We start from the raw sequence: 25,750 nt of genomic DNA on the forward strand, positions 1-25,750 counted from the left end.
GTTCCCTTGCGGAACACCGTTCCTATGAGTGAAACTGTGGGGCATGGAGACCCCCCGCCTCTTCGGACCGCTGATCTCGACGGGGGAGGCCTCCGCCCACGTGCGGCTGTTTTCCGAGGTGTTCGGCATGATGGTCGAGGACCAGGTGAGCCTGTCCCCGGTCCTGACGGCCGACCTGCTCGGCGGACCTGAGGAGCTCGGCGCCGGCGCCGAGGTGACGGTTCTGCGGACGCCCGGTGTGGAATCTGGAGTGGTCCTGGTCGCGTTCGACCCGACCTCCCCGGAGACGATCCGGGACTGGGAGTCGCGGGTCTCCCGCGACGCCCTCAAGGTCATCGACTTCTACGCCCCCGACTACGAGGGTGCGATCGCCCACGCTCGCGGGCTGGGCTACGAGGTGGTCGAGTTCGAGGCCTCCTACGAGCTGCCGGAGGGGACCTTCCGTGAGGCGCACCTGTGGGGACCCGACCACGTGGTGACCGCCTTCCTCGGCGGTCCCGCGGAGTTTTTCGCCGACTTCGCCCAGGTCGTGGACGGCCGGGTCAGCGAGGTGCAGAGCATCTCCGCACCGCTGACCGACGCGCAGCCCTCGGTCGATTTCTACCGTGAGGTCCTCGGCTGGGACGTCGTCTACGAGTACGCGATCGACGACCCCAGCTTCGCCGAGATGGTCGGGGTCGAGGAGCTTCGGCTGCGCTCCCGCAACGTGGGGCCGAGCACCCGCGAGCCGTACTTCGGGCTGATCGACTACGGGCTCCCACCGCGGCACGACGGCTCGCTGAGGGGGCGCTCCGCGGCGCCCCGGCGCGGCCTTCTCGGAGCCGTGCTGACCGGCGTGGACCTCGACGCCCTTGTCTCCCGGGCCGGCCCCGCGGCCGGTCCGGTGGTCGACTGCCCCACGCTGCTGGGGCACTCCCGGGGGCTCCTGCTCGGCACTCCCCACTCCGTCCCCCACCTGGCGCTCGGCGCATGATTCACCCGTCAACCACCTGGAGGAGCGCTTCATGCTAAAGATGACGGCCGCCCGACTGGGATCCGCAGTCCCCGTGCTGCTGCTGATCTCGGTAGTGGCCTTCACCCTGCTCAGGTTGGCGCCCGGAGACCCAGCGCTCCTGTCCGTGGGAATGGAGGCGCCGCCCGAGGCACTGGCCAAGGCCAGGGCCGACATGCGGCTCGACGACCCGATGTGGGTGCAGTACTTCAGCTGGCTGGCCGACATGGTGCGCGGCGACCTCGGCACCTCCTATTCCGACAAGGCGCCAGTGACCGACGCCATCGGGGACCGACTGCCGATCACCGTCCAGCTCGCGGTGATGGCGCTGCTATTCATCGGCATCGTCGGCATCCCGCTCGGTGTGATCTCCGCGCTGCGGGCCAACAAGCTGACCGACCAGCTGATCCGGATCGCCTCGCTGGGCGGCATCTCCGTCCCGAACTTCGTCGTCGCGCTCTTCCTGGTGCTGATCTTCGGCTGGTGGTTCCCGGGGATCATGCCCTACCAGGGCTTCACCCCGATCGGCGAGGACGTCGTCGAGAGCCTCCGGTCGACCCTGCTGCCGGCGGTGGCGCTGGCCGCGCCCCAGGTCGGCCTGGTCGCCCGGCTCACCCGGTCCAGCATGCTCGAGGTGCTCAGCCAGGACTACGTCTCCGCCGCACGGGCCATGGGTGTGCGCGAGCGGGTGATCATCTGGAAGGACACCCTGCGCAACGCCTTGCTCCCGGTGATCACCGTGCTCGGTGTGCAGACCGGATTCCTGCTCGGCGGCTCGGTCGTGGTCGAGACGGTGTTCGGAATCCCCGGGCTGGGCCGCCTCCTCGTGGAGTCCTTCGCCATCCGGGACTACCCCGTGACCATTGGGGTGATGATGTTCATCGCCGTGGTCTTCGTGTTCGTCAACATCGTCGTCGACCTGCTCTACGGGGTGATCAACCCGCGGATCCGGGTCGGCTACGCGAGCGGGAAGGAGTGATGACGGTGACGACGACCGCCACCACGGAGAAGTTCTCGGTGCACCGCGCCGACGAGGTGAGCCTGCTGCGCCGGCTGGCGGCGCGCAAGATCTCGATGGTCAGCCTGATCGGTGTCGGCGTCTACCTGGCGATCGCCCTGGTGGGTCCCTTCCTCGCACCCTTCGACCCCGCGGCTCTGGGGGACGACCCGCTCGCGGCTCCGAGCGGTACCCACTGGATGGGGACCGACTCGGCCGGCCGTGACGTCTTCTCCCGGTTCCTCTACGGCTCCCGGGTCTCCATCCTGGTCGGCTTCTTGGCCGTGGTGTTCGCACTGGTTCTCGGCTCGCTGCTGGGCATGCTGGCCGGCATGAAGTCGGGCAAGCTGCGCGACTCGGCGATCATGCGCCTGATGGACGTCATCCTGGCCTTCCCGCTGCTGGTCCTGGTGCCGGTGATCACCGGCATCCTGGGGCAGCGGGACCTGGCCGTCGGACCGCTCGTGATCGGCCCCGTGGTGCTGATCGCGATGGCGATCGGGGTCGTGCTGGTCCCGGTCTTCGCACGCATCGCCCGGGCCAGCGTCCTGGCCGAGATGCGCGAGGACTACGTCACCGCGGTCCGCTCCTTCGGCGGTCGCAGCAGGGACATCCTGCTGCGCAACCTGCTGCCCAACATCGCGGCGCCACTGGTGGTCCAGGCGGCGTTCGGCCTGGCGATGGCGGTCTCGGTGGAGGCGGCCGTTTCCTTCCTCGGGCTCGGCGTGCAGCCGCCCGGGGCGAGCTGGGGCACCCTGCTCGCCGACGCCCGGCAGTACGTGACCCTGGGCGCCTGGTGGCTGGTGGTCTTCCCCTCGATCGCCGTCGCCGTCTTCGTCCTCGTGTTCAACCTGCTCGGTGACCAGCTGCGTGACGAGCTCGACCCGCGCGCCAAGACCACGACCCGCAAGAGGAAGACCTCCCGGGAAGGAGCGTCGAAGTGACCACCCTCGAGGCCGACGACCGGCCGGCCCCTCAGGACCGCGGCGAGGAGGTCCTGCGCGTCACGGGCCTGCGCACGACGTACGAGTTCCGGGGTGTCCCGGTGCCCGCGGTCCAGGAGTTCTCGCTCACAGTCCGCCCCGGCGAGATCGTCGGACTCGTCGGCGAGAGCGGCTCCGGCAAGAGCACCGTGCTCAAGTCCATCCTCGGGATGCTCCGCCCGCCCGCGGAGGTCGAGGCGGACGAGATCGTGCTCGCCGGCCGCGACCTGCGCTCGCTCTCCGCGGAGGAGGCGCGCCGGGTGCGGGGCGGGGAGATGTCGATGATCTTCCAGGACCCCATCAACTCCTTCAACCCGTCGTGGACCATCGGCAGCCAGTTCCGCCGGATGCTCGCCCTGCACCGACCGGACCTGAGGCGCAGTGAGTACGACGACGAGATCCTCCGGCTCCTCAAGGAGGTCGGGATCGACGGCCGGGGCAAGCTCGGCTCCTATCCCTTCCAGTTCAGCCAGGGACAGCTGCAGCGGATCATGATCGCCGTGGCCTGCGCCAGCAGGGACCTCAAGGTGCTGCTGGCCGACGAGCCGACCACCAGCCTGGACGTGACGATCGAGGCGCAGGTGCTGGAGCTGTTGCGCAAGCTGCGGGCCCAGCGCGACCTGTCGATGGTGCTGGTCACCCACGACCTCTCGGTGGTCGCGGAGATGTGCGACCGGGTGGTCGTCATGTACGCCGGCCGCGTGGTCGAGGTCGCCGACGTCTACGACCTCTTCGAGCGGCCGCAGCATCCCTACACCCAGCAGCTGCTGAAGGCGATCCCCGGATTCCCGCACGACGGGGAGCGGCTCTACGCGATGCGTGGGGCGGTGCCCCGGCTGGACGCGGAGATCCAGGGCTGCTGGTTCGCCGACCGCTGCGACTCCAAGATCGGTGATATCTGCGACACCACCCGACCCGAGCTCTACCAGGCGCCGGACCTCGGCACCGTGGCCGCCTGCCACCGGGTCGACCCCGCGGCCGCCGCCGCGAAGGAGAGGAGCAACTCATGAGCATCCCCGAGCCCACTCCCGGACCGCTGCCGGGACCCACTCCGGGGCCGGCACCTGAGCCGACCCCCGGGCCGATCCCCGGGCCGCTGGTGAAGGTGACCGACCTGCGCACCCACTTCCCGGTGGGCGGCGGGCTGCTCTCCCGGCTGCAGGGGAAACGGAACGTCGTGCACGCGCTGGACGGGGTGAGCGTGGAGATCGCCCCGCGGCGGACGCTGGCCGTGATCGGCGAGAGCGGCTCCGGCAAGTCCACGATGGGGCGCAGCATCCTGCGGCTGGAGGAGCCCACCGCCGGGTCGGTGGCCTTCCGCGGTCGCGACATCACCTCCCTCGGGCGGGAGGAGCTGCGCCGCGAGCGCCAGCACATGCAGATGGTCTTCCAGAACCCCTACTCCTCGGTGAACCGGCGCAACCGGCTGATCGACATCATCGCCGAGCCGCTGCGAGTCCACGGGATCGGCGACGCCGCCTCGCGGCGCGCCCGGGCGGTCGAGCTGCTGGACCTGGTGGGGCTCAACCCCGACTTCCTCCACCGCTACCCGCACGAGGTCTCCGGCGGGCAGCTGCAGCGCATCGGCATCGCCCGCGCGCTGGCCACGGGGCCGGAGTTCCTGGTCGCCGACGAGCCGACCGCGAGCCTCGACGTCTCCGTGCGCGCCCAGGTGATGAACCTGCTGCGCGACCTGAAGGACGAGCTGGGCCTGACGCTGATGTTCATCAGCCACGACCTCGCGGTCGTCTCCTACATCGCTGACGAGATCGCGGTGATGTACCTGGGCCGGATCGTGGAGATGGGCACCAAGGAGCAGCTCGAGAGCAACCCGCAGCACCCCTACACGAAGGCGTTGTTCGCGGCCGCCCCCAAGCCCGACCCGCGGCAGCGCAAGACGCAGTCCGCACCGCTGGGCGAGGTGCCCAACGCGATCCACCGGCCGCCGGGGTGCCACTACGCGCCGCGCTGCCCGATCGCCACCACGCTGTGCACCGAGGAGTACCCCGCGCTCGAGCGCAAGGAGTCCGGGCAGCTCGTCGCCTGCCACCTGGTGGAGCCGGCGGTCGAGGCCCGCGGGACCGTCACCTCCAGCGCCTGAGGCGTGGGGGAGGGGACCCGACGGGACCGTCGTCGGCTAGCTGCTGGGGTCGGTCAGCGCAGCTGGGCGAGATCGACCCGGTCCCAGGTGGCCAGGCCGCCGAGGTCCAGGCAGGCGGTGACCGTGTGCGCCACCGTGTCGGCGGGGATCATCGGCACCTGTCGGCCCGCGCTCATCTCGCTCTCGACCGTGGCGCTGACGACGATGTCGGTCAGCTTCACCGACTGGCCGGCGAGCTCCTCGCGCAGGCTCTCCACGAGGCCGCGCAACCCATGCTTCGCGGCGGCGTACGCCGACCCGCCAGGGAACCCCCGCACGCCCGCGCCGGAGTTGAGCGTGAAGACGTGGCCGCGCGTGGCGTCGACGACGTTCTGGGAGAGCATCCGGGCGATCGTCGCCTGCAGCGTGTGGTGCACGCCGACGAGGTTGATGCGGACCTGCTCCTCCCACACCTGCGCCGACTGATCGACGACCGTGCCGCGGGCGAAGGTGCCGGCGGCCGCGACGACGACATCGAGTCGGCCCCGTGTCAGGGCCAGCACGGCAGGGACCGCCTCGGGATCGGTGACGTCGCACGGGTGCGGCTCCACCCCTCCGCCCGCCTCCTGCTGCAGCTGGCGCAGCGGCTCGGCACGGCGGCCGAGGGCGAGCACGTGATGACCACGCGCGGCGAGCGCCAGGGCGACGGCCCGGCCGATGCCGCTGCCGGCGCCGGTGACCAGCGCGAGCGAGGGGGTCGCGTAAGTGCTCGCCTCAGTGCTCAGGTCGGGACTCACTCCGGGGCTCACTTCCGGACGAAGAACTCGAGGCGCTCGCCGTCGGGCCCGAAGTAGCACCGCGCGTCGAGGTGGCCGAAGCCCGGCTGCGCGAGGCTGACGCGGTCTCCGGCGGGCTCGGTGCCGATGGCCGCGAGGAGGCGCTCGGTGGCGTCTAGGTCGTCGGTCTCGAAGGCCACGCTGAGCGTGCCGAGGGCGCCAGCCACCGCCCGGTCGCGCTGCGCCTCACCGGGGAAGCCGACGTACTGGGCGATCTCGAGCCGGCCAAGGTCGGGCGCGTCGGGATGCATCATGTTGATGTTGTGCAGGGCCGTGCCGGGAGGCAGCTCGAAAAAGTCCTCCATGCCGGTCAGCATCTTGTTGTAGAGCGGACGCAGGCCCAGGGCCGCGTAGAAGCGGGCAGAGGCGCGGGCGTCACTGCTGTGGATCGCGACCGTCTGCAGCGGCGATGGGCGACCGTCGTACTGGGCCAACGGGTTGTCGGGACCGGGCTCGAGCTGGAAGACATCGAGTAGGACGCCGTCTGGGTCGAAGGATAGCGAGTCCCAGGCGGACAGGTCCGGCATCACGGTCCAGTGCGTCGGCCCGGATCGGGTGCGTCCTCCGTGGGCCTGGATGGCCGCGATCGCCTCGTTGATCTCGGGGACCCGCACGTTGAGCGCGTAGTGGCCGTAGTCCTGCATCCGGGAGTAGTCGCCCCAGTAGAGCGTGCCCGGCTCGTCGTACCGGACCAGCCGCAGCAGGCCGGAGGTCGCACCGGCGGGGCCGAGCAGGACCTGCCGGCCCGTCTGCTGGGCGGTGCCGCCCCACAGCGCGGTGGTCTCCTCGGTGCTCACCGGGCCCTCGCCGAGGACGACGTAGTCGAAGCACTGCTGGTAGAAGGACCGAGAAGCCTCCAGGTCGCTGACGCCCAGGGTGCTGACGCGGATCTCGCTGATCACCTTGACACTCACTCTCAGTTATATTCCGCTGTGTGGAACATTGTTTCTTACCTCATCGTGGTGCTGCCGAGCTCCGGCTGTCAAGGGGAATCGCACGCCGACCGGACACTCCTTGCCGCGACGGCCGGCGTCCGGTTGACTGCCTGTAGTGAAACAACGTTCCGATAATGGAGGTCCGATGTGATCGAGCGCCACTACGTCTCGCTGTCCGGGGGGCAGATGCACTACCTGCGGGCGGGGGAGGGGCCACCGGTGGTCCTCATGCACTCTTCGCCGATGTCCGCGGAGATGATGCGCCACTGGATCGAGCCGCTCGCGGGGCGCTTCACCGTCTACGCGGTCGACACCGCGGGGTACGGCCAGTCGGACCCGCTCCCCGGGGTCGAGGTGCCGGTGATCGAGGACTACGCCGCCCGGGTGATCGAGCTCGTTGACGCGCTCGGCCTGGACCGCTTCGTCATCGCCGGCACCCACACCGGCTCGAAGATCGCCCTGGGCGTCGCGGTCGCCGCCCCCACCCGGGTGGCGCAGCTGGTGATGGACGGACTGGGGCTCTACACCCCCGAGGAGCTGGGCGACCAGCTGGAGCGCTACACCCCGCCGGTGGTGCCCGACTGGTACGGCGGCCACCTGCTCGAGGCGTGGCACCGCATCCGCAACATGTGGACCTTTTGGCCGTGGTACCGCCAGGAGGCCGAGCGCCGGCTCCCGGAGTCGATGCCGCCGCTGGCGGAGTTGCAGCAGATGACCTTCGACATGCTCCGGGCGCGCCCGGACTGGGGACTCTCCTACCGGGCGGCCTTTCAGTACGACGCCCGGGCCGCGCTGATACGGCTCGAGGTGCCCGCGGTGCTCGTCGCGAAGCACGCCGACCCGCTACACGAGCACCTGGACCGGCTGGGCCTTGACCTCTCGGGGCTGTCGGTGCGCAGCGTCTCCGACGTGGACCACCTCGTCACGCTGTTCGCGGCGTTCTCCGACGACCTCGGTCTGCCCGCGGCGCCGGCGTCCCCGGCGGTGACGCACACCGGAGGGACCAGTCGGCGCTACGTCCGGACCGGCCACGGCACCAGCCACGTGCGGATCGACGGGGACCCGGACGCCCCGGTGCTGCTGCTGGTCCACGGCTCCCCGGGTTCGGCCGACAGCTTCGCCCCCCTGATCGCGGACCTGGCGCGCGACCACCTCGTGGTCTCGCCGGACACCCTCGGCAACGGCTACTCCTCGGCTCCGCGCGGGGACGCACCGCAGATCGGCGACTTCGCCGACGCCAGCGCCGCCGTGCTGGAGGAGCTGGGTCTGGGGCCGGTGGAGGTCTATGGCTCGCACACCGGTGCCTGCATCGCGCTGGAGCTGGCCTGCCGACGCCCTGACCTGGTCTCCCGTGTCGTGGCCGACGGGGTCCCGTTCCTGGACGAGGAGCTGCGCCGCGACATCCTGGCGAACTACTTCGTGGACCTGGCCCCGCAACCGCACGGCGAGCACCTGGTCCGGGCGTGGCACGTGACGCGTGACGCGCAGCTGTGGTGGCCGTGGTACAGGCCGACCGCGGACGCCGCGCGCCCCACTGCCCCGGCCGAAGTGGAGCGTCTGCACGCGCTGGTGATGGAGTGGGTGAAGAGCGGACCGACCTACCAGCACTCCTACCGGGCCGCCTTCGGATACGACACCCGCTCGCGGCTGGCGGCGGTGTCGGTACCGGTCCTGGTGTGCGCCACCTCCGAGGACATGCTCCGGGAGGGGTCGGAGGCGGCCAGCGCCGGAGCCGTCAGCTTCGTCGAGCTGGACCCGGCTGCGGGCCGCGACGCGGCCTGGGCGGTGCGCCAGTCCTGATGCGCCTGGGCGCGGTCCGGCCCGTCCGGGCCGCGCCCCGTGGCACCGTCAGGCGCGCGGCGCGACCAGGTCGCGTTTCACCACCTTGCCGCCGGCGTTGCGCGGCAGCGTGTCCAGGGCGTACCAGCGGCGGGGCACCTTGTAGCCGGCCAGCCTGGTGCGGCACAGCTTCTCCAGCGCCACCGGGTCCAGGGTCGCGCCCGGTCGCAGCACCACGTGGGCCACCACGCACTCGCCCCACGTCTCGTCGGGCTCGCCGACGACCGCGCACTCGACGACGGAGTCGTGGGTGGCCACCACCTCCTCGATCTCGCGGGGGTACACGTTGGTGCCGCCGGAGATGATCAGGTCCTTCTTCCGGTCGACGATGGAGATGTAGCCCTCCTCGTCGACGACGACCACGTCCCCACAGGTCACGAAGCCGTCCTCGGTGGTGCAGGCGGCGGTGGCCTCCGGGTCGTCCAGGTAGCCGTTCATCAGGAATGGGGAGCGGCTGAAGAGCTCCCCGGGCACGCCGGGCGGGACGGGCCGACCCTCGTCGTCGACCACACGGACCTCGGTCATGTGCCAGGGATGGCCCACCGAGCCGGGCTTGCGTCGCATGTCGGCGGGCCGGAGGTTGGTGACGATGCCCGCCTCGGTGGAGCCGTAGAGTTCGTGGACGCCGCAGCGGGGGAAGGACTCCATCACCCACTGCTTCAGGGCCCAGGGCAGCGCGGCGGCGTTGAAGTAGAGCGTGTCGAGGCTGTCGAGGTCGCGGCTGGTCAGGGCCTCGGGACCCAGGCTGCGGAGGCCCTGGGCGTGGGTCGGGATCAGGAACGCCGACTGCACACGGTCCCGCTCGACAAGATCGAGGAAGGCGGCGGCGTCCCACCGGTTGAGCATGGTGACGGTGCCGCCGGTGAACACCGGGGCGTAACCGAAGGCGAAGCCCGCCCCGTGGTACATGGGCGCGACCGCGGCCGAGACGCGCCCCGCACCCAAGCCCCACTCCAGCGCGCTCATGTAGATGGTGAGGACCCGGCTCCGGTGGGAGATCAGGACACCCTTGGGACGCCCGGTGGTCCCCGACGTGTAGGTGATGCAGAAGGGGTCGAGCTCGTCGACGGCGGTCTCGGGGTCGCGGTCGTCGGCGGCGGCCAGGGCCTCCTCGTAAGGGAGGCCGAGGGGTCCGCCGTCCAGGCTGGTCGCGGTCAGCCCGTGGTTGGCCGCGTGGTCGTCGACCAGGGAGGTCAGTGCCGCGTCGAGGACGATCGCGCTGCTGCGGCTGTGCTCGAGGATGTAGCCGGCCTCGCTCCTGGTGAGGCGGGGGTTGAGCGGCACCATGATCAGACCGGCCTTCGCGATTCCCGCCGCGACCTCGGGGAACTCCAACCGGTTGCCGAGCAGGACGGCCACCCGGTCGCCGGGACGCAGGCCCGTCCCGGTCAGGTGGTTGGCCAGCCTGCTGGAGCGCTCGTGGAGTTGGGCGTAGGTCAGGGTCCGCCCGCCGTCGATCACGGCGGTGGCACCCGGCGTCGAACGGGCGAACTCGCGGACGCCGTCGACGATCGACAGCGGAGCTCCTCCGGGCGTGATGGCCATGTGGTCCTCCTGGGCGGTTTGCGCGCCGTTGTGAACGCGCTCCGCCGGGGTCGTGGTGCGCAGGGATATGCAAGACTGAAACAGCGTTTCAGATTGAGTCTAGACCGATCGAGTCCCATCCGGGGAGAGCCTGTCCGCGAACGAGCGGCGCCGGCCCTCCGAGCTGAAGGAGCCGCCATGGTCGTCGTCGACCTCCGCACCGCCGATCTCGAGTGGCGGGAGCTGACCCCCGCCGGCGCCGACGCGCCTGCCCGGATGGCGGTGCTGCACCACGACCCGGTGCGAGGAGACCGGACGGTCCTGGTGGACTTCCCCGACGACTGGCGCCGCGACGCGGTGGGCCGGCAGCCCTCGCAGGAGGAGATGGTCGCCCTCTCCGGGGCGATGTGGCTCAGCGGCAGGCGGTCGGCGCCCGGCCAGCTGCTTGTCTGCGCCCCTTGGGCGACCCGCTTGGAGACGAGGAACGAGCCGGACACCCGGGTCGTCGCGTGGTTCTCCGGGAAGGCGGGCGGCTGGGTCGAGGGGCCCGCCGACCCTCCCCGGGAGGTCCGGGTGCTCGACCTGGCGCCGGGCGTGGTGCGACCCCCGGCCGAGGGTCTGCAGGGCTCCGTCGAGGTGCGCGAGCACGCTGTCGGCACGGTGCTCGAGACAGGCGTGGACCTGCTGTGGCCCGCCAGCCACCGCTGGGCACATGTGCCGGCGGGGGAGCCGCTCCCGGCGGGCGAGGGGCCGGTCGTGATCAAGCGCTGGGTCTGATCGGTCCTCTTGACCCCAGATGTCAGACCTTTTACGGTCACCTCGGAGGTGGATGGGCCCCTCCAAACCTGAGCGGAGAGCCATGGCGCGCGCGGAGCAGCTGGACCTGAGCCGTCCGCCGGAGCGGTGGCGACCTGCCGCGATGCCGGGTGCCAGTCACGACCTCAGCACGATCCCGCTGGCTTCGGTCTCGGCGCCGTTCTCGGTGCTGGGCCGCTTCCCGGTCGGGTTCGTGCGGTCGACCCCCGGCGGCTACCTGGTGGCGGAGGAGTTCGTGGTGCTCTCCGGAGCCCTGTGGCTCGATGGTCGTCGGCTGGGCCCCGGCATGCTGGTGCACGTCGGCGCCGGTCGGCTGCGCGAGGAGCTGCGAACGCCGGACGGTTGCCTCGCACTCGTCTGGTTTGACGGCCCGCCGCACTTCGTCCCGGCCGCGGAGCTGCCGACCGTCCCCGACGCGCCGTGCCACGTCGTCGACCTGGCCGACCTGCGGGACGATCGGCTCGCGGACGCCCCGGGCGGGACTGCGACCGAGGCGCCCCTCCTCGTGACGTCGGTGTCGCGGTGGACCCGTGGTGCGGCGGCACAGTGGCCGGCCCGGGCCGACGGGTTCGACGCCCGGCGGTGGGCGGCCGGAGCGTCCGCGTGGCAGGGGACGGCCGAGGACCTGGTGATCTGGCGCGCCGCGGCGTCCGCGCCGGCGCCGGAGGGAGCACGATCGTGACCGGGACCGAGCGGCCGGCGCTCCCGGTCAGCCGGGTGCTCCCCGCCTACCAGCAGGTGGCCGACCAGCTGCGCTCCCTGATCCTGAGCGGAGAGCTGCGGGCAGGCGACCGACTGCCCAGCGAGACCGAGCTGGTGACCCAGTTCGGCGTCTCCCGGAGCACGGTGCGAGAGGCGCTGCGCGCGCTGACCTCGCGCGACCTGGTGCACACCCGCCGCGGGGTCACGGGCGGCACGTTCGTCAGCGCGGTGGATGCACGCCAGGTCTCGGCCTACCTCGAGACGAGCCTGGGCCTGATGTCAGGACGAGACGGGCTCGGCGTGCACGACATGCTGGAGGCGCGCGAGATCCTCGAGGTGCCCTCAGCCCGGCTGGCCGCGGAGCGGCGCAGCGAGGCCCACCTGGAGGGACTGCGCCAGGCTCTGCGGCGGGAGGTGGCGACCGAGGGCCGGCAGGGGCGGTTCGTGGAGCACCGCACCTTCCACCAGATCGTGGTCGACGCCGCGCAGAACCCGCTGCTGTCCATGATGACCGAGCCGCTCTTCCGAGTACTGGAGGCGCAGTTCCTGCGGCCGGAGGGTATCGAGGGGTACTACGCCCGGGTGGACGAGGAACACACGGCGATCTTCGCCGCGGTGGAGCAGGGCGACGCCGACGCGGCGGCCTCCCTCATGGCCACCCACCTCCGCTGGCTGCGCGAGGTGTACGAGGTGTAGCAGTCTCGCCCCGAATCTGGAACAATGTTCCGCAGAATGCCCCGAAAGCCTTGACCCGCATATGTCTGATGTTTACAGTGACGGGGACCAGTGGCTGATCGAGGAGAGTGCAGTGGGCGTGAAGAGCGGGTGGACCGGGCGATTCTTCGAGGACTTCGAGATCGGGGACGTCTACCAGCACCCGCTGGGACGCACCGTCACCGAGTACGACAACACCTCGTTCGCGTTGCTCACCATGAACACCAACCAGATGCACTTCAACCGCGCTTACGCGGCGAAGTCGGAGTTCAGGCAGCCGCTGGTCGTCTCCACGCTGACCGTCGCCATCGCGGTCGGCCAGTCCGTCACCGACATCACCCAGAACGCCTTCGCCAACCTCGGCTGGGACGAGATCCGGATGACCCACCCGGTCTTCGCCGGAGACACGCTCTACAGCGAGTCCCTGGTGCTGGAGAAGCGCGAGTCGGGGACGCGCCCGCACGCCGGCATCGTCACTGTCAAGACCCGCACCGTCAACCAGGACGGCGACGAGGTCTGCAGTTTCAAGCGCACCTTCTACGTCTACAAGCGGGGCGCCGAGCAGCTCGAGGGCATCTTCCCCGAGGGCAAAGTCCCGTTGGCCGCCGGCACTCCCTTCGACGAGGCCTGAGCCGATGCGGATCACCTACGCCCCCTGGGGCGAGAGCCTGGAGGAACTGGCCGACGCCGCGCGGCGCGCGGAGCAGGCCGGCGCCGAGGCGCTCTGGGTCCCGGAGCTCCACCGCTCCGCCACCCTGAGCGCAGCCGCGATCGCCCAGGCCACCACCACCGCCCAAGTCGGGACAGCCATCGCGCTCGCGTTCACCCGCTCGCCGATGATCACCGCCCTGGAGGCGCTCGACCTCGACGAGCTGTCCGGCGGCCGCTTCGTCCTCGGCCTCGGCACCGGTGTCCAGCGGCTCAACGAGGACTGGCACAACGCCCGCTGGGGCAAGCCCGTCGGCCACCTGCGCGAGGTCGTCCGCGACGTGCGGCACTTTTGGGCCTGCTGCACCTCAGGCGACCCCATCGAGCTCGACGGCGAGTTCGAGCCGATGCGCATCCGCGGCTATGAGCGGCCCTTCCCGGTGCTCCGCACCGATATCCCGGTCTATCTGGCGGCGATGGGACCGGCGATGACGCGGCTGGCCGGTCGGATCGCCGATGGCTGGATCAGCCACGAGCTGTGCTCGCCGTCCTACCTGCGCGAGCGGGTCCTGCCCGAGATCCAGGCCGGGCTCGAAGCGGTCGAGGGCCGTCAGCGCTCGGACATCGAGCTGGTCGTCTCGGCGTGCTGCTCGGTGGACCCCGAGCCCGCCGTGGCTACGCAGCGGGTGGCCGGACTGGTTGGCTTCTACGCCAGCGTGCGGACCTACGCCGACTTCTTCGACTTCCACGGCCTCGCCGAGGAGCAGCAGCAGGTCATCGCGGCCTTCCGCGCCGGCCGCGGGGCCGACCACCTGGCCGACTCCGTCAGTGACCGGATGGTCGACGCGCTCACTCTCACCGGGGACTTCGACCGGGTCGCCGCGCGGATCGCGGAGTATGACGGACTCGCGGACGCCGTCAAGCTCAGCCCGCCCACCCACGGCATCGCCGCCGACGAGACCCGCGCCGCCCAGGACCGGATCATCGAGCTCATCTCCCACGTGACCGGAGGTCGACAGTGAAGCCCCTGCAGGACGTCCGGATCATCTCCCTGGAGCAGTACGGCGCCGGGCCCTTCGGATCGGTCCACCTCGCCGACCTCGGCGCCGAGGTGATCAAGATCGAGGACCCGCGGGTCGGCGGCGACGTCGGGCGCTACGTCCCTCCGTACGCCGAGGACGGTGACTCCCTCTTCTTCGAGACCTTCAACCGGAACAAGAAGTCCGTCTCCCTCGACATCTCCTCGCCCGCCGGGCGGGAGGTCTTCGAGGAGCTCGTGCGGACCGCGGACGCCGTCTACTCCAACCTGCGCGGTGACGTGCCGGAGAAGATCGGCATCACCTACGACCAGCTCAAGCACCTCAACCCCGCGATCGTCTGCTGCTCGCTGACCGGCTTCGGGATGACCGGGCCGCGCAAGAGCGAGCCGGGCTACGACTACGTGCTGCAGGGGCTGGCCGGCTGGATGGACCTCACCGGTGAGCCCGGCGGTCCGCCGGCCAAGTCCGGGCTCTCGCTGGTCGACTTCTCCGGTGGTTACGTCGCCGCGGTCTCGCTGCTCGCGGGCCTGCACGCCGCCAAGCGTGATGGTCTGGGCATGGACTGCGACGTCAGCCTGTACGACACCGCGATGTCGATGCTGACCTATCCCGCGACGTGGCACCTCAACGCCGGCTTCGTGCCGGTCCGGACCCGGCACTCCGCGCACCCCTCGCTGGTGCCCTTCCAGGCGTTCGAGGCGGCCGACGGCTGGTTCGTGGTCGGCTGCGCGAAGGAGAAGTTCTGGGTCCGCCTGGCGGACGTCATCGGGCGTCCCGAGTGGGCCCGGACCGGCTCGCCGTACGCCGACTTCGGCGGCCGCCGGGAGCACAAGGAGGCGCTGATCGCCGAGCTGGAGGCCATCTTCCGCACTCGCACGGTCGAGGAGTGGCTGGCCGATCTCTACCCCGCCTCCATCCCGTGCGGACCGATCAACGACGTGCCGACCGCGCTGCGCGACGAGCACCTGAGCGCGCGCAACATGCTGGTCACGACGGAGCACCCCCGCTACGGCACGGTGCAGCAGGTGGCGTCGCCGGTCCGGGTGGGGGCCGAGCAGCCCACCTACGTTCGGGCGCCCCAGCGCAACGAGCACGCCGACGAGGTCCTGCGCGGGATCCTGGGGCTGGACGAGGAGCGGATCGCGGAGCTGGCCCGTGCCGGTGCCTTCGGTGCGCCGGCAGGCGCGACCGAGGCACGATGATGATCGCCCCCGCGCTGGCCGAGTGGGTGGTGGGCACTGTCGAGGTGCCCGTCGCCGTCGAGCAGGCCGCGCTGCGGCACCTGCTCGACGGGCTCGGCAACGCCGTGGCCGGCGCCCGGCTCGGGGCGGCGGCACCCGCCGTGGCGGTGGCCACCGGGCTCGGCGGACCTCCCGAGGCCACGGTACTGGGCACCAGCACGCGCGTCTCGGCCCCGGCGGCGGCACTCGCGAATGGCACCTTGGTGCACGCCCTCGACTTCGACGACACCCACGCGGGCGGGCTGGTCCACGCCACCGCCGTCGTGCTGCCCGCGGCCTTCGCGGTGGGCGAGGAGACCGGTGCGGACGGTCGCGCGGTGGTAGACGCCGCGGTCGTCGGCTACGAGGTCGCCTGTCGCGTCGCGGCCGCCGCTCCGCACGCCTTCCACGCGGGCGGGCTGCACGCGACGATGGTGGCGGGGGTCTTCTCCTCCGCTGCGGTCGCGGCGCGGCTCGCCGGCCTCGACGCCGCCACGACGACCCACGCCTTCGGGATCGCGGGCAGCCAGGCGGGCGGCCTGCTGGCCTTCCTCGGGACGGGCGCGAGCACCAAGCAGCTGCACCCGGGCTTCGCCTCCCAGGCGGGCATCCTCGCCGCGCGGCTCGCCGCCGCGGGCGCCACCGGCCCGGAGACCGTCTTCGACGGTCCGCACGGGGTCTACCAGGCGCTGGCCCCGGCCGCGTGGGCTGCCGGGTCGGTGGACGCCGGCTCCATCCTCGAGGGGCTGGGACAGCGGTGGGAGACCACCCGGATCGGCATCAAGCCCTGGCCCACCTGCCAGCTGGCGCACGCTTCGATGGCGGCCGCCCAGGTCGCCCTGGCGGAGTCGGGGGCGACCCCGGACAGGATCCGCGCGGTGCACGCCCGGGTGCACCCGGACTCGGCGCCCGTCGTCTGCGCGACGGACCGCGACCTGACCCGGCCCGCCAGCGGCTACGCCGCGAAGTTCTCCCTGCCCTGGAGCGTCGCGGCGATCCTGCTCGACGGCCGGGTCGGCACCGACACCTACAGCCCCGACGGCCTGCGCCGGCCGGACGTCTCCTCGCTGGCCGCCCGGGTGACGTGGGAGGAAGGCGACCCCGCCGTGGTGGCGGCGGACGCCCCGGGCGACGTCACCCTGGTCCTGGACGACGGCCGGACCGTGACCGGCCACGTGGACCGCAGCCCCGGCGGCGGCAGCTCCCCGCTGTCCGAGGCCGCCCTGGAAGCCAAGCTGACGGGGAACGTCGGCGCCCGCGCGGGCGCCCTGGCCGATGTGCTGCGAGCCCTGCCCGAGGCTCCCGACCTGTCCGCACCCCTGACCCTGGCCGCCGAGGCCGCCGCACCCGTTCCGCCGAGCGAGGAGAGCTCCCCATGACGTTGCACGCCATCACGCCCGAGTCCTTCCCCTGGTTCCCCTACGAGGGGTTCACCTTCTGCTTGGGCCTCAGCGAGGGGGACGCGGCCTGGACCTCGGGCCACACCTCCGCCCGGCACGACCCGGCGATCGGCAAGATGGCGGTCCAGGGCACGATGGAGGAGCAGGCGCGGATCGCCTATGAGAAGTGCCTGACGATCCTGGCCGGCGCCGGCTTCGGCCCGCAGGACGTCACCCGCGTGACGGAGAACGTGACGATCGCCGGGCTGTCGGACTACGAGACCGCCGCCTCGGTGCGACGGGAGCTCTTCGGTGGCCACGAGCCGACCGTGCGGACCGTCGTGGTCGAGCGGCTGGTCCGTCGCGCAGCCTGGCTCGAGGTCGAGCTGCACGCGGTCAGGGGCGGGGGCGAGCAGCTGCGCGTGGCCAGCGAGGCCCGCGAGGCCGGCGCCTGGCAGAGGTCCCCCGTCACCGAGGGGCGCGACGGCGTCGTCTACCTGCCGACCATGGTCCCGCTCGGCGAGCACGGCGAGGTGGTCCACCCCGGTGACTTCGCCGCCCAGTACCGCTACTGCCTTGAGCGGGCCGACGGCCTGCTGCGCGACGTCGGGCTGGACCTCGGCCACGCGGTGACGACGTACGACTACTCGACACCGGAGACCCGCGAGGTCTACCGGAGCACCCACCGGATCCGCGAGGAGCTGCTCGGCAACAACCCCGGCGGTGTCTACCCCGGTGCGGGCGGGATCCTGATGAGCAGGCTGCACGCGCCGGGTCAGATGGTGGCGATCGACGTGACCGCGTCGCGCCACCCGCTGGAGCTGGTCAACCCCGGCTGGTCCCGCTACGACACCCTCACCTACGCCCCCGGCATCAAGGCCGGTCGCACGCTCTTCATGTCCGGCTTCGCGGCGCTGGACATGGAGACCCAGCAGGCACTGCACCCCGGCGACATCGAGGCACAGGCCCAGGTCACCTTCGACGCGATCCTCACCCTGCTGAAGCACGCCGGGCTGGGGCCGACCGACCTCCTGGAGACCACCGAGTACTGCGTGGAGGCGGCCATCCCGGACTACCGTGCCGTGGCCGGCGTCCGGGAGCGGATGCTCTCCGCGCCGTGGCCGGCCTCGACGGGAGCGATCTGCCACAGCCTGCTCCGGCCGGAGTTCCTGCTGGAGGTCTTCCCACTGGCGCTGTACCCCGAGCCCGGGGGGAACGACCGGTGACCGGCTCGCTGCTGACCGAGGAGGTCCTCGCGCTCCGGGGCCGGACCGTCACCTACACCGCGCCCGAGCCTTTCGGGGCGGTGGCCGGTCGCTACTTCGGCATGGCCGTGGGCGACGACAACCCGCTCTACTCCGACGCGGAGTACGCCCGGGAGCAGGGTCTGGCCGGGGTCACCGCACCGCTGACGTTGATCTGTGAGACCAACCAGTACGCCGGCCTCCCAATGGACGAGGAGGGCTATCCCGGGCACACCTGGGGTCTGGACCTGCCCGGCACCCGCCAGGTCCGCGGGGGCAACAGCTACACCTTCCACCGTCGGATCCGTCCCGACGACCGCGTCGTGGCGACCTGGACGATCGACGACGTGGCGGCGAAGACGACGGGCTCCGGCAAGGAGATGTTGGTCATCACATCCACTGCCCGCTTCGCCACTGTGGAGGGCGAGCCGCTGGCCGAGAACTCAGAGACCATCATCTTCGTCAGCCTGGAGGGGAGCCAGCGATGAGTGCCACGTGGCCGGACCTCGCCTCGATCAGCGTGGGCGACCAGGTGCCGGAGCTGCAGCGGACGTTCAGGCTGGTTGACATGGTCGCCTACGCCGGGGCCACCTGGGACTTTCACCGACTCCACTACGACACCGAGTACGTAGCGCAGAAGCAGCTGCCGGGGCCGATCGTGGACGGGCAGGTCTACGGGGCACTGCTGGTCCAAATGCTTCAGGACTGGCTGGGTCCGCAGTCCTTCGTCCACACCCTGTCCTTCACCTTCCGCAACCTGGTCTTCGCCGGTGAGACGCTGCGTTGCAGCGGTGAGGTCGTCGGTGTGGGCGAGGACCGGATCGAGGTGCGGATGAGCGTGGTCGTGCTCGAAGAGGACGGCTCCGAGGGGCGCGTCGCCGCCGCGCCCTGCTCCGCCACGGTCCTCGTCGGGCGTCCTGACGGACCGGGCGCCGAGGCCCCGGCATGAGCGCCGGCGTCGCCGTCGTCGGGGCCGCCGAGTCCGACCTCGGCGTGACCGACCGGTCGATCCTGGGCCTGCAGACGCAGGCGGTCACGCGCGCCCTGGCCGACGCCGGTCTGACCCTGGCCGACGTGGACGGCATCGCGACCACCGGCGTCTCTCGCTTCTCCGCCACCCAGCTGGCCGACTACTTCGGGATCACGCCGCGATGGACCGAGTCGACCTTCGCCGGCGGCAGCGCCTACGAGATGTTCGTCGCCCGCGCAGCCCAGGCGATCGAGGCCGGGCAGTGCGAGGTGGTCGTGATCTCCTTCGCCTCCAACCAGCGCTCCGCCCGCTCCCGGAAGATGAGCGGCGTCCACGAGCCGTGGATCCCGGAGGCGCAGTTCGAGGAGCCCTACGACGTCCTCTACCCGGTCTCCTACTACGCGATGGCGGCCCGAGCGTACCTCGACCGCTACGGGAAGACCCACGAGCAGCTCGCCGAGATCGCGGTCTCGGCCCGGGAGTGGGCGCTGCTCAACCCGGCCGCCTTCCGCTACGGCAAGGGATCGATTGCCGCCGAGGACGTGCTGAGCGCGCCGGTCGTCTCCACCCCCCTCACCACGGCGGACTGCTGCTTGGTCACCGACGGGGGAGGGGCCGTCGTGCTGACCTCGCTCGAGCGGGCACGGGACCTGAGGCGCCCCCCGGTGCGGGTGCTTGGGTACGGCGAGCGCAGCACCAACACGTCGTTCACCGCGGTCGAGGACCTCACCGTGCCCGCGGCCCTCGGATCGGCGGGCGACGCGTACGCCCGGGCCGGGATCACCGCCGCGGACGTGGACGTGGTCGAGGTCTACGACTCGTTCACCATCACCGCAGCGCTGAGCCTCGAGGGGCTAAGCCTGTGCGCGCCAGGGGAGGCCCTGGACCTGATCGCGGACGGCCGGACCCGGCCGGGTGGCGAGCTCCCGCTGAACACCAACGGCGGGGGGCTGTCCTACTGCCATCCCGGTCAGTACGGCGTCCTGCTCCTGGTCGAGGCGGTCCGGCAGCTGCGAGGGGAGTGCGGCCCGCGCCAGGTCGAGGGAGCCGAGGTCGCCGTGGCCCACGGCACCGGAGGGATCCTGTCCTCCCACGCGACGGTTGTCCTGGGGGTAGACCGATGAACGAGAGCGTTCGTCCTGGGACAGGCTGGTCCCCGGCCGAGGTACCGCCGGCCGACGAGGTGACCGCGGCGTTCTGGCAGGCCACTGGGGAGCACCGACTCACCGTCCAGCGCTGCTCCGCCTGCGCAAGCGTCCAGCACCCGCCGCGCGCGGTCTGCACCGGGTGCTCGTCGATGGAGCACCTAGCGCAGGTGGACGCCACCGGCGAGGCCACGGTGGACGTTGCGACCACGGTGCACCGCGCCCCCCGGCCCGACGTCGTCGTGCCCTACACGGTCGCCAGAGTCCGGCTCGCCGAGGGCCCCCTGGTCCTCACCCGGCTGGAGCCCCCCGACCCGGAGGGGAGCGGCTACGCCGCCGGGACCCGTGTGGTCGTCCACTTCCACGTCCTGTCCGACGGGCGCGCCCTGCCCTACTTCCGTCCCGCACCCACCGAGGAGTACTGATGAAGTTCGAGCTCGACGAGGACCAACGCGACTTCAAGTCCCTGCTGCGCCAGTTCGTCGACAAGGAGATCGTGCCGGTCGCCCGGGAGTGGGAGCAGGCCGGCCGCTACCCGACCGAGATCGTCGAGGCCATGAAGCAGATGGGGCTCTTCGGCATCACCGTGCCCGAGGAGTACGGCGGCCTCGACCTCGACCCGGTCTCCTTCGCGCTGGTCTTCGAGGAGCTGGCGCGCGGCTGGATGGGGATCGCCGGGATCCTGGGCAGCCACTCGTTGGCGTGCCGCCTGATCCATATGCACGGCACCGAGGAGCAGAAGGCCAAGTACCTGCCCGACCTGGCCACAGGCAAGCGACGCTCGGGGATCGGGCTCACCGAGCCCGACGCGGGCACCGACCTCCAGGGCATCCGGACGACCGCACGCCTCGAGGGCGACCACTACGTGGTCAACGGCTCGAAGATGTGGATCACCAACGCGCGGTACGCCGACCCGCTCCCGGTGCTGGTGAAGACCAACCCGTCCGCGTCCCCCGCGCACACCGGGATGAGCGTCTTGCTGATCGAGGCGGGCACCCCGGGCTTCGAGGTCACCAAGGACATCCCGAAGCTGGGCTACAAAGGGACGGAGTCGTGCGAGATCCTGCTCGACAACGTTGCCGTGCCCACCAGCCAGCTCGTCGGCGGCGTCGAGGGGCGCGGGATGCAGCAGGTCCTGTCTGCCCTGGAGTGGGGACGGGTCAACATCGCCGCACGGTCGGTGGGGATCGCCCAGCGCGCGCACGACGAGGCGCTCGCCTACGCCCAACAGCGCAAGGCGTTCGGTCAGCCGATCGCCGAGTTCCAGGCGGTGCAGCTGCGGCTCGGCGAGCTCGGCACGCAGGTGCAGGCCGCCCGCCTGATGGCCTACTGGGCTGCCGACGCGGTCCGCAACGGCCGCGCCGACGGAGCGACGGGGATGGCGAAGATCTTCTGCTCCGAGGTCGCGCTCCAGGCCTCCATCGACTCCATGAAGGTGCACGGCGGCTACGGCTACTCCACCGAGTTCGAGGTCGAGCGGCTCTACCGCGACTCGATCCTGATGAGCATCGGCGAGGGCACCAACGACATCCTCCGCACGGTGGTCGCGAAGTCCCTGGTGAAGGGGGAGACGAAGGTTGGCTGAGCAGCTGTCCCGGTCGGCGCTCTACGTCCCCGGCGATGCCCCCGACAAGCTCGACAAGGCGCTGGGCCGCGGCGCCGACGAGCTGATCGTCGACCTCGAGGACGCGGTCGCGCCGGACCGCAAGGAGTACGCCCGCGAGGTCGTCGCCGACTGGCTGGACCGGGCCAGGGACACGGAGGTCGGTCTCTGGGTCCGGATCAACCCCGGCCCGCTCCAGGAGCCAGACGTCCGAGCGGTCGCCGGGCACGGGTCGCTACGCGGCTTCGTGGTGGCGAAGACCGAGTCGGCCGAGGAGCTCGTGCGGCTCGACGCGCTGCTCGACGAGCTCGGGTCGGACTGCTCAGTGGTCCCGCTGCTCGAGAGCGCCGCGGCCGTGCTCTCCGCTCGGGAGATCGCGGCCGCCCCCCGGGTCCAGCGGCTGCAGGTCGGAGAGGCCGACCTCCGCGCCGACGTCGGGGTGACCCTCGGCGAGGACGAGCGCGAGCTGCTGCTCGTGCGGTCGCACGTGGTGCTCGTCTCCGCCGCTGCCGGCATCGCCCCGCCGATCGCCCCCGTCTCGACCGAGTTCCGGGACCTCGACGCCTTCCGCCGGTCCACCGAGGCACTGGCGAGACTCGGCTTCATGGGACGGGCCTGCATCCACCCTGCCCAGGTCGAGGTGTGCCACCAAGTGTTCACCCCCACGGCGCATCAGCTCGCGTGGGCCGAAGGGGTGCTCGCAGCACTGGAGTCAGCGGCCTCGGGCGTCGCACTCGACGTCAACGGCCGAATGATCGACGAGGCAGTGGCACGCCGGGCTCGGTCCTTGATCGCCCGTGAGCGTCGTGGACCTGACCAGTCCGCTCGCATCCCGACTCGTCGAAACAGCAAGGAGCTCCCATGACCCCGACCACCCACACCATCGCCGTGCTCGGAGGCACCGGTCCCCAGGGGCGAGGCCTCGCGCGTCGCTTCGCCCAAGCGGGCCTGCACGTGGTGCTGGGCAGTCGCTCGGCTGAGCGCGCGGAGAAAGCGGCAGCCGAGCTGGCCGACGTGACCGGTGGTCATGTCGAGGGAGCGGCGAACGCGGATGCTGCGGCGGCGGGCGATCTGGTCCTCGTGGTGGTGCCGTGGGACGGGCACGCCGAGCTGCTGGCGGAGCTGGCGCCCGTGCTAGCGGGGAAGATCGTGGTCGACTGCGTGAACCCGTTGGGCTTCGACAAGCAGGGCGCCTACGCGTTGCCGGTCCCGGAGGGGTCGGCGACCCAGCAGGCCGCAGCCCTGCTCCCGGACTCGCGAGTGGTGGGGGCCTTCCACAACGTCTCGGCCGTGCTGCTCGAGGACCCCGAGGTTGCCTCGGTGGACACCGACGTGCTGGTGCTCGGCGACGACCGCGAGGCGACGGACGCAGTACAGGCGCTCGCCGACGTGGTGCCCGGGATGCGGGGGATCTATGCGGGTCGCCTGCGCAACGCGCACCAGGTCGAGGCGCTGACGGCCAACCTGATCAGCATCAACCGCCGCTACACGGCGCACGCCGGCGTCCGGGTCACGGACGTGTGATGAGCAGCGAGCAGGCGCCCAACGCCGCGCAGGTACGACGCGCCCTGGCCCGGGTCGAGCGTGGGGCCGCCGTCGACGTGGAGGAGGCGACCGCCCTGCTGGCCGCCCGCGGTGACGACCTGGACCGGTTGTGCGCCGCTGCGGCGAGGGTGCGGGATGCGGGCCTGGTGGCCGCCGGCCGACCGGGAGTCGTGACGTTTTCACCGAAGGTGTTCATCCCGGTGACCCGGCTGTGCCGGGACCGGTGCCACTACTGCACCTTCGTCGAGACGCCCGGTCATGGCGCACGCGAGGGGCGAGCGCCGTACCTGTCTCCGGACGAAGTGCTCGAGATCGCCCGCGATGGCGCAGCCGTGGGGTGCCTGGAGGCGTTGTTCACGCTCGGTGACCGTCCTGAGGAGCGGTGGCCCGAGGCGCGGGCCTGGCTGGACGAGCAGGGCTACGACTCGACGCTCGACTACGTCCGGGCCCTGTCGGTGCGGGTGCTGGAGGAGACCGGCCTGCTGCCGCACCTCAACCCCGGCGTGATGTCGTGGGAGGAGATGAACCGGCTCAAGCCGGTGGCCCCCTCGATGGGCATGATGCTCGAGACCACGTCGAGGCGGCTCTTCGAGACGAGCGGGCTGGCGCACTTCGGGTCGCCGGACAAGGACCCTGCGGTGCGGTTGCGGGTGCTGGCGGACGCCGGCCGGCTCTCGGTGCCGTTCACGTCGGGGCTGCTGGTCGGCATCGGCGAGACGTTGGCGGAGCGGGCCGAGACGATTTTCCCGCTGCGGCGGGTGGCCCGGCAGTACGGCGGCCTGCAGGAGGTGATCGTCCAGAACTTCAGGGCCAAGCCCGACACCGCCATGCGGCACGCCGCCGACCTCGCCCTGGACGAGTACCGCGCCGCCATCGCCGTGACCCGGATCGTGCTCGGTCCCAAGGCGCGGGTGCAGGCACCGCCCAACCTCACCGACCCGGCCGAGTGCCGGGCACTGCTCGAAGCCGGCGTCGACGACTGGGGCGGGGTCTCGCCACTCACACCGGACCACGTCAATCCCGAGCGGCCCTGGCCCTCCCTCGACCGACTCCGCGACATCACCGCGGAGGCGGGCCTGGAGCTGAGGCCCCGGCTGACGGTGCACCCGGAGTACGTCGTGGGCGCGCTGCAGCGTGGCGAGCCCTGGCTCGACCCACGGCTGGCCGGCCACGTCGCCGCGCTCGCCGGTGAGGACGGTCTCGCCCGTGACGGCGTACGTCCCACCGGACTGCCCTGGCAGGAGCCCGACGGCGGCCTGGCCGAGCAGGGCCTCGGGGCCGGTCGGACGGATCTTCACGCCGGCATCGACACCGAAGGGCGCACCTCGGACCGCCGGGCCGACTTCGACACCGTCTACGGCGACTGGGACGAGGTCCGCAGGGACGCCGAGCGCCCGAGCGCGGCCACGGCCCGAGGGAACGGGTGGGCGGCGCTGCGCGCTGCCGAGGCGGACCCGGCCGGGCTGTCGGATGCGCAGGCGCTGGCGCTGATGACCGCCGAGGGTGAGATCCTGGAGCGGGTCTGCCGGTTGGCGGACGGGTTGCGCCGGGACGTGGTCGGTGACGAGGTGACCTACGTGGTCAACCGCAACATCAACTTCACCAACGTCTGCTACGTCGGGTGCCGGTTCTGTGCGTTCGCGCAGCGCCGTACTGACGCCGATGCCTTCTCGCTCTCGTTGGACCAGGTCGCCGACCGTGCCGAGGAGGCGTGGCGTCTCGGCGCGACCGAGGTGTGCATGCAGGGCGGCATCGACCCGCAGCTGCCCGGAACCGCCTACTTCGACCTCGTCGCGGCGGTGAAGCAGCGAGTGCCGGAGATGCACGTGCACGCCTTCTCCCCGATGGAGATCGTCAACGGCGCAACCCGCACCGGGCTGTCGATCGAGGACTTCCTCATCAAGGCACGCGAGTCAGGTCTCGACACCATCCCGGGGACGGCGGCGGAGATCCTCGACGACGACGTCCGCTGGGTCCTCACCAAGGGCAAGCTCCCCGCCTCCACCTGGATCGACGTGGTCACCACGGCCCACCGCGTAGGACTGCGATCGTCCTCGACGATGATGTACGGCCACGTGGACAACCCGCGCCACTGGGTGGCACACCTGCGGGTCCTGCGTCGCATCCAGGAGCAGACGGGCGGCTTCACCGAGTTCGTCCCGCTGCCGTTCGTGCACACCTCCTCCCCGATCTACCTCGCGGGCGTGGCCCGGCCGGGCCCGACGATGCGCGACAACCTCGCGGTGCACGCCTTGGCCCGGATCATGCTCCACGGCGCGATCGACCACGTGCAGACGAGCTGGGTCAAGCTCGGGGTCGACGGCACCCGCGCGATGCTCAGTGCTGGGGCCGACGACCTCGGCGGCACCTTGATGGAGGAGACCATCTCCCGGATGGCCGGGTCCGACCACGGCTCTGCCAAGACGGTCGCCGAGCTTACGGAGATCGCCACCGGCATCGGCCGGCCGGTGCGGGAGCGCACCACGACGTACGGCGTCCCGCTCCGCCAGGTGTCCGGGGTGGCGTCGTGATCTGGGCA

General features: G+C 71.5%; 25 protein-coding genes. 22 read left to right on the forward strand and 3 right to left on the reverse strand.

Translation table 11 applies throughout. The features are described 5' to 3' along the window. The first annotated feature begins 43 nt into the window (after nt 1-43). Genes DDE18_RS21295 through DDE18_RS21315 form a run of 5 tightly spaced genes read left to right on the forward strand, consistent with a single transcriptional unit; the run spans nt 44 to nt 5,072 of the window. Nucleotides 44-973 carry a hypothetical protein gene (locus tag DDE18_RS21295; RefSeq protein WP_116574408.1) on the forward strand — a complete coding sequence of 310 codons (930 nt, stop codon included), beginning with the start codon at nt 44-46 and terminating at the stop codon, nt 971-973. Nucleotides 974-1,004: 31 nt separating this feature from the next. Continuing rightward, on the forward strand, nt 1,005-1,970 hold the full coding sequence (locus DDE18_RS21300) for an ABC transporter permease (protein ID WP_116574410.1): 966 nt from the start codon (nt 1,005-1,007) through the stop codon (nt 1,968-1,970). 5 nt (nt 1,971-1,975) lie between these two features. Beyond that, nucleotides 1,976-2,932, forward strand: a complete 957-nt coding sequence (locus tag DDE18_RS21305; RefSeq protein WP_165821299.1) for an ABC transporter permease — start codon at nt 1,976-1,978, stop codon at nt 2,930-2,932. Then, the gene (locus DDE18_RS21310) at nt 2,929-3,981 is read left to right on the forward strand and encodes an ABC transporter ATP-binding protein (RefSeq protein WP_116574412.1); all 1,053 of its coding nucleotides are present in this window, start codon (nt 2,929-2,931) and stop codon (nt 3,979-3,981) included. The genes DDE18_RS21305 and DDE18_RS21310 overlap by 4 nt, the downstream gene beginning before the upstream one ends. Next, nucleotides 3,978-5,072 carry an ABC transporter ATP-binding protein gene (locus DDE18_RS21315; RefSeq protein WP_116574414.1) on the forward strand — a complete coding sequence of 365 codons (1,095 nt, stop codon included), beginning with the start codon at nt 3,978-3,980 and terminating at the stop codon, nt 5,070-5,072. Before DDE18_RS21310 ends, DDE18_RS21315 begins: the two co-directional genes overlap by 4 nt. Nucleotides 5,073-5,125: 53 nt before the next feature. On the opposite strand, the gene DDE18_RS21320 is transcribed toward DDE18_RS21315, so the two are convergent. After that, complete coding sequence (locus DDE18_RS21320) at nt 5,126-5,848, reverse strand: SDR family oxidoreductase (protein WP_165821300.1); 723 nt, start codon at nt 5,846-5,848, stop codon at nt 5,126-5,128. Between the two features lie 8 nt (nt 5,849-5,856). After that, nucleotides 5,857-6,801, reverse strand: a complete 945-nt coding sequence (locus tag DDE18_RS21325) for a VOC family protein (RefSeq protein ID WP_116574417.1) — start codon at nt 6,799-6,801, stop codon at nt 5,857-5,859. 168 nt (nt 6,802-6,969) lie between these two features. Here DDE18_RS21325 and DDE18_RS21330 point away from each other — a divergent pair, with 168 nt between their 5' ends. Continuing rightward, nucleotides 6,970-8,622: an alpha/beta fold hydrolase gene (locus tag DDE18_RS21330; protein WP_116574418.1), complete on the forward strand. Its 1,653-nt coding sequence runs from the start codon at nt 6,970-6,972 to the stop codon at nt 8,620-8,622. Between the two features lie 48 nt (nt 8,623-8,670). Here DDE18_RS21330 and DDE18_RS21335 read toward each other — a convergent pair whose 3' ends face one another. Next, nucleotides 8,671-10,206, reverse strand: a complete 1,536-nt coding sequence (locus DDE18_RS21335) for a class I adenylate-forming enzyme family protein (protein ID WP_116574420.1) — start codon at nt 10,204-10,206, stop codon at nt 8,671-8,673. A gap of 177 nt (nt 10,207-10,383) precedes the next feature. On the opposite strand from DDE18_RS21335, the gene DDE18_RS21340 reads away from it, so the two are divergent. The 16 genes from DDE18_RS21340 (at nt 10,384) to DDE18_RS21410 (ending at nt 25,742) form a co-directional block, all read left to right on the forward strand. Next, nucleotides 10,384-10,962 carry a hypothetical protein gene (locus DDE18_RS21340; RefSeq protein ID WP_116574422.1) on the forward strand — a complete coding sequence of 193 codons (579 nt, stop codon included), beginning with the start codon at nt 10,384-10,386 and terminating at the stop codon, nt 10,960-10,962. A gap of 82 nt (nt 10,963-11,044) precedes the next feature. Beyond that, entirely contained in the window at nt 11,045-11,683 is a 639-nt protein-coding gene (locus tag DDE18_RS23185) for a hypothetical protein (RefSeq protein ID WP_165821301.1), read from the forward strand. Continuing rightward, nucleotides 11,680-12,399, forward strand: coding sequence for a FadR/GntR family transcriptional regulator (locus DDE18_RS21345; protein ID WP_165821302.1), 720 nt, complete (start codon nt 11,680-11,682; stop codon nt 12,397-12,399). Before DDE18_RS23185 ends, DDE18_RS21345 begins: the two co-directional genes overlap by 4 nt. 112 nt (nt 12,400-12,511) lie before the next feature. Continuing rightward, complete coding sequence (locus tag DDE18_RS21350; RefSeq protein ID WP_116574426.1) at nt 12,512-13,048, forward strand: MaoC family dehydratase; 537 nt, start codon at nt 12,512-12,514, stop codon at nt 13,046-13,048. A 4-nt stretch (nt 13,049-13,052) separates the two neighbouring features. Continuing rightward, nucleotides 13,053-14,087, forward strand: coding sequence for an LLM class flavin-dependent oxidoreductase (locus DDE18_RS21355; protein ID WP_116574427.1), 1,035 nt, complete (start codon nt 13,053-13,055; stop codon nt 14,085-14,087). Next, on the forward strand, nt 14,084-15,307 hold the full coding sequence (locus tag DDE18_RS21360) for a CaiB/BaiF CoA transferase family protein (RefSeq protein ID WP_116574429.1): 1,224 nt from the start codon (nt 14,084-14,086) through the stop codon (nt 15,305-15,307). Before DDE18_RS21355 ends, DDE18_RS21360 begins: the two co-directional genes overlap by 4 nt. Beyond that, a complete protein-coding gene (locus DDE18_RS21365; protein WP_245916924.1) occupies nt 15,304-16,704 on the forward strand; it encodes an MmgE/PrpD family protein in 1,401 nt (466 codons plus the stop codon). Before DDE18_RS21360 ends, DDE18_RS21365 begins: the two co-directional genes overlap by 4 nt. Next, entirely contained in the window at nt 16,701-17,930 is a 1,230-nt protein-coding gene (locus DDE18_RS21370) for a Rid family hydrolase (RefSeq protein ID WP_116574430.1), read from the forward strand. The genes DDE18_RS21365 and DDE18_RS21370 overlap by 4 nt, the downstream gene beginning before the upstream one ends. Further along, nucleotides 17,927-18,436, forward strand: a complete 510-nt coding sequence (locus DDE18_RS21375; protein ID WP_116574432.1) for an FAS1-like dehydratase domain-containing protein — start codon at nt 17,927-17,929, stop codon at nt 18,434-18,436. The genes DDE18_RS21370 and DDE18_RS21375 overlap by 4 nt, the downstream gene beginning before the upstream one ends. Then, the gene (locus DDE18_RS21380; RefSeq protein WP_116574433.1) at nt 18,433-18,897 is read left to right on the forward strand and encodes a MaoC/PaaZ C-terminal domain-containing protein; all 465 of its coding nucleotides are present in this window, start codon (nt 18,433-18,435) and stop codon (nt 18,895-18,897) included. Before DDE18_RS21375 ends, DDE18_RS21380 begins: the two co-directional genes overlap by 4 nt. Next, a complete protein-coding gene (locus DDE18_RS21385) occupies nt 18,894-20,042 on the forward strand; it encodes an acetyl-CoA acetyltransferase (protein WP_116574435.1) in 1,149 nt (382 codons plus the stop codon). Before DDE18_RS21380 ends, DDE18_RS21385 begins: the two co-directional genes overlap by 4 nt. Further along, entirely contained in the window at nt 20,039-20,488 is a 450-nt protein-coding gene (locus DDE18_RS21390; RefSeq protein ID WP_116574437.1) for a Zn-ribbon domain-containing OB-fold protein, read from the forward strand. The genes DDE18_RS21385 and DDE18_RS21390 overlap by 4 nt, the downstream gene beginning before the upstream one ends. After that, a complete protein-coding gene (locus DDE18_RS21395; protein WP_116574439.1) occupies nt 20,488-21,648 on the forward strand; it encodes an acyl-CoA dehydrogenase family protein in 1,161 nt (386 codons plus the stop codon). The genes DDE18_RS21390 and DDE18_RS21395 overlap by 1 nt, the downstream gene beginning before the upstream one ends. Continuing rightward, nucleotides 21,641-22,531 carry an HpcH/HpaI aldolase/citrate lyase family protein gene (locus DDE18_RS21400; RefSeq protein ID WP_245916925.1) on the forward strand — a complete coding sequence of 297 codons (891 nt, stop codon included), beginning with the start codon at nt 21,641-21,643 and terminating at the stop codon, nt 22,529-22,531. The genes DDE18_RS21395 and DDE18_RS21400 overlap by 8 nt, the downstream gene beginning before the upstream one ends. Continuing rightward, the gene (gene npdG / locus DDE18_RS21405) at nt 22,528-23,190 is read left to right on the forward strand and encodes an NADPH-dependent F420 reductase (RefSeq protein ID WP_116574440.1); all 663 of its coding nucleotides are present in this window, start codon (nt 22,528-22,530) and stop codon (nt 23,188-23,190) included. Before DDE18_RS21400 ends, npdG begins: the two co-directional genes overlap by 4 nt. Next, nucleotides 23,190-25,742 (forward strand): bifunctional FO biosynthesis protein CofGH, encoded by a 2,553-nt coding sequence (locus DDE18_RS21410; RefSeq protein ID WP_116574442.1) that lies wholly within the window; start codon nt 23,190-23,192, stop codon nt 25,740-25,742. The genes npdG and DDE18_RS21410 overlap by 1 nt, the downstream gene beginning before the upstream one ends. Nucleotides 25,743-25,750: the final 8 nt, after the last annotated feature.

It is taken from the genome of Nocardioides gansuensis, from assembly GCF_003076135.1.
In the GTDB taxonomy this organism is placed as follows: domain Bacteria; phylum Actinomycetota; class Actinomycetes; order Propionibacteriales; family Nocardioidaceae; genus Nocardioides; species Nocardioides gansuensis.

What these genes read in the sequence shown, in the direction of transcription:
- DDE18_RS21295 (WP_116574408.1), top strand. Translation starts at nt 44, where the DNA reads ATGGAGACCCCCCGCCTCTTCGGACCGCTGATCTCGACGGGGGAGGCC.
- DDE18_RS21300 (WP_116574410.1), top strand. Translation starts at nt 1,005, where the DNA reads ATGCTAAAGATGACGGCCGCCCGACTGGGATCCGCAGTCCCCGTGCTG.
- DDE18_RS21315 (WP_116574414.1), top strand. Translation starts at nt 3,978, where the DNA reads ATGAGCATCCCCGAGCCCACTCCCGGACCGCTGCCGGGACCCACTCCG.
- DDE18_RS21335 (WP_116574420.1), bottom strand. Translation starts at nt 10,206, where the DNA reads ATGGCCATCACGCCCGGAGGAGCTCCGCTGTCGATCGTCGACGGCGTC.
- DDE18_RS21340 (WP_116574422.1), top strand. Translation starts at nt 10,384, where the DNA reads ATGGTCGTCGTCGACCTCCGCACCGCCGATCTCGAGTGGCGGGAGCTG.
- DDE18_RS23185 (WP_165821301.1), top strand. Translation starts at nt 11,045, where the DNA reads ATGGCGCGCGCGGAGCAGCTGGACCTGAGCCGTCCGCCGGAGCGGTGG.
- DDE18_RS21355 (WP_116574427.1), top strand. Translation starts at nt 13,053, where the DNA reads ATGCGGATCACCTACGCCCCCTGGGGCGAGAGCCTGGAGGAACTGGCC.
- DDE18_RS21365 (WP_245916924.1), top strand. Translation starts at nt 15,304, where the DNA reads ATGATGATCGCCCCCGCGCTGGCCGAGTGGGTGGTGGGCACTGTCGAG.
- DDE18_RS21370 (WP_116574430.1), top strand. Translation starts at nt 16,701, where the DNA reads ATGACGTTGCACGCCATCACGCCCGAGTCCTTCCCCTGGTTCCCCTAC.
- DDE18_RS21380 (WP_116574433.1), top strand. Translation starts at nt 18,433, where the DNA reads ATGAGTGCCACGTGGCCGGACCTCGCCTCGATCAGCGTGGGCGACCAG.
- DDE18_RS21385 (WP_116574435.1), top strand. Translation starts at nt 18,894, where the DNA reads ATGAGCGCCGGCGTCGCCGTCGTCGGGGCCGCCGAGTCCGACCTCGGC.
- DDE18_RS21390 (WP_116574437.1), top strand. Translation starts at nt 20,039, where the DNA reads ATGAACGAGAGCGTTCGTCCTGGGACAGGCTGGTCCCCGGCCGAGGTA.
- DDE18_RS21395 (WP_116574439.1), top strand. Translation starts at nt 20,488, where the DNA reads ATGAAGTTCGAGCTCGACGAGGACCAACGCGACTTCAAGTCCCTGCTG.
- npdG (WP_116574440.1), top strand. Translation starts at nt 22,528, where the DNA reads ATGACCCCGACCACCCACACCATCGCCGTGCTCGGAGGCACCGGTCCC.
- DDE18_RS21410 (WP_116574442.1), top strand. Translation starts at nt 23,190, where the DNA reads ATGAGCAGCGAGCAGGCGCCCAACGCCGCGCAGGTACGACGCGCCCTG.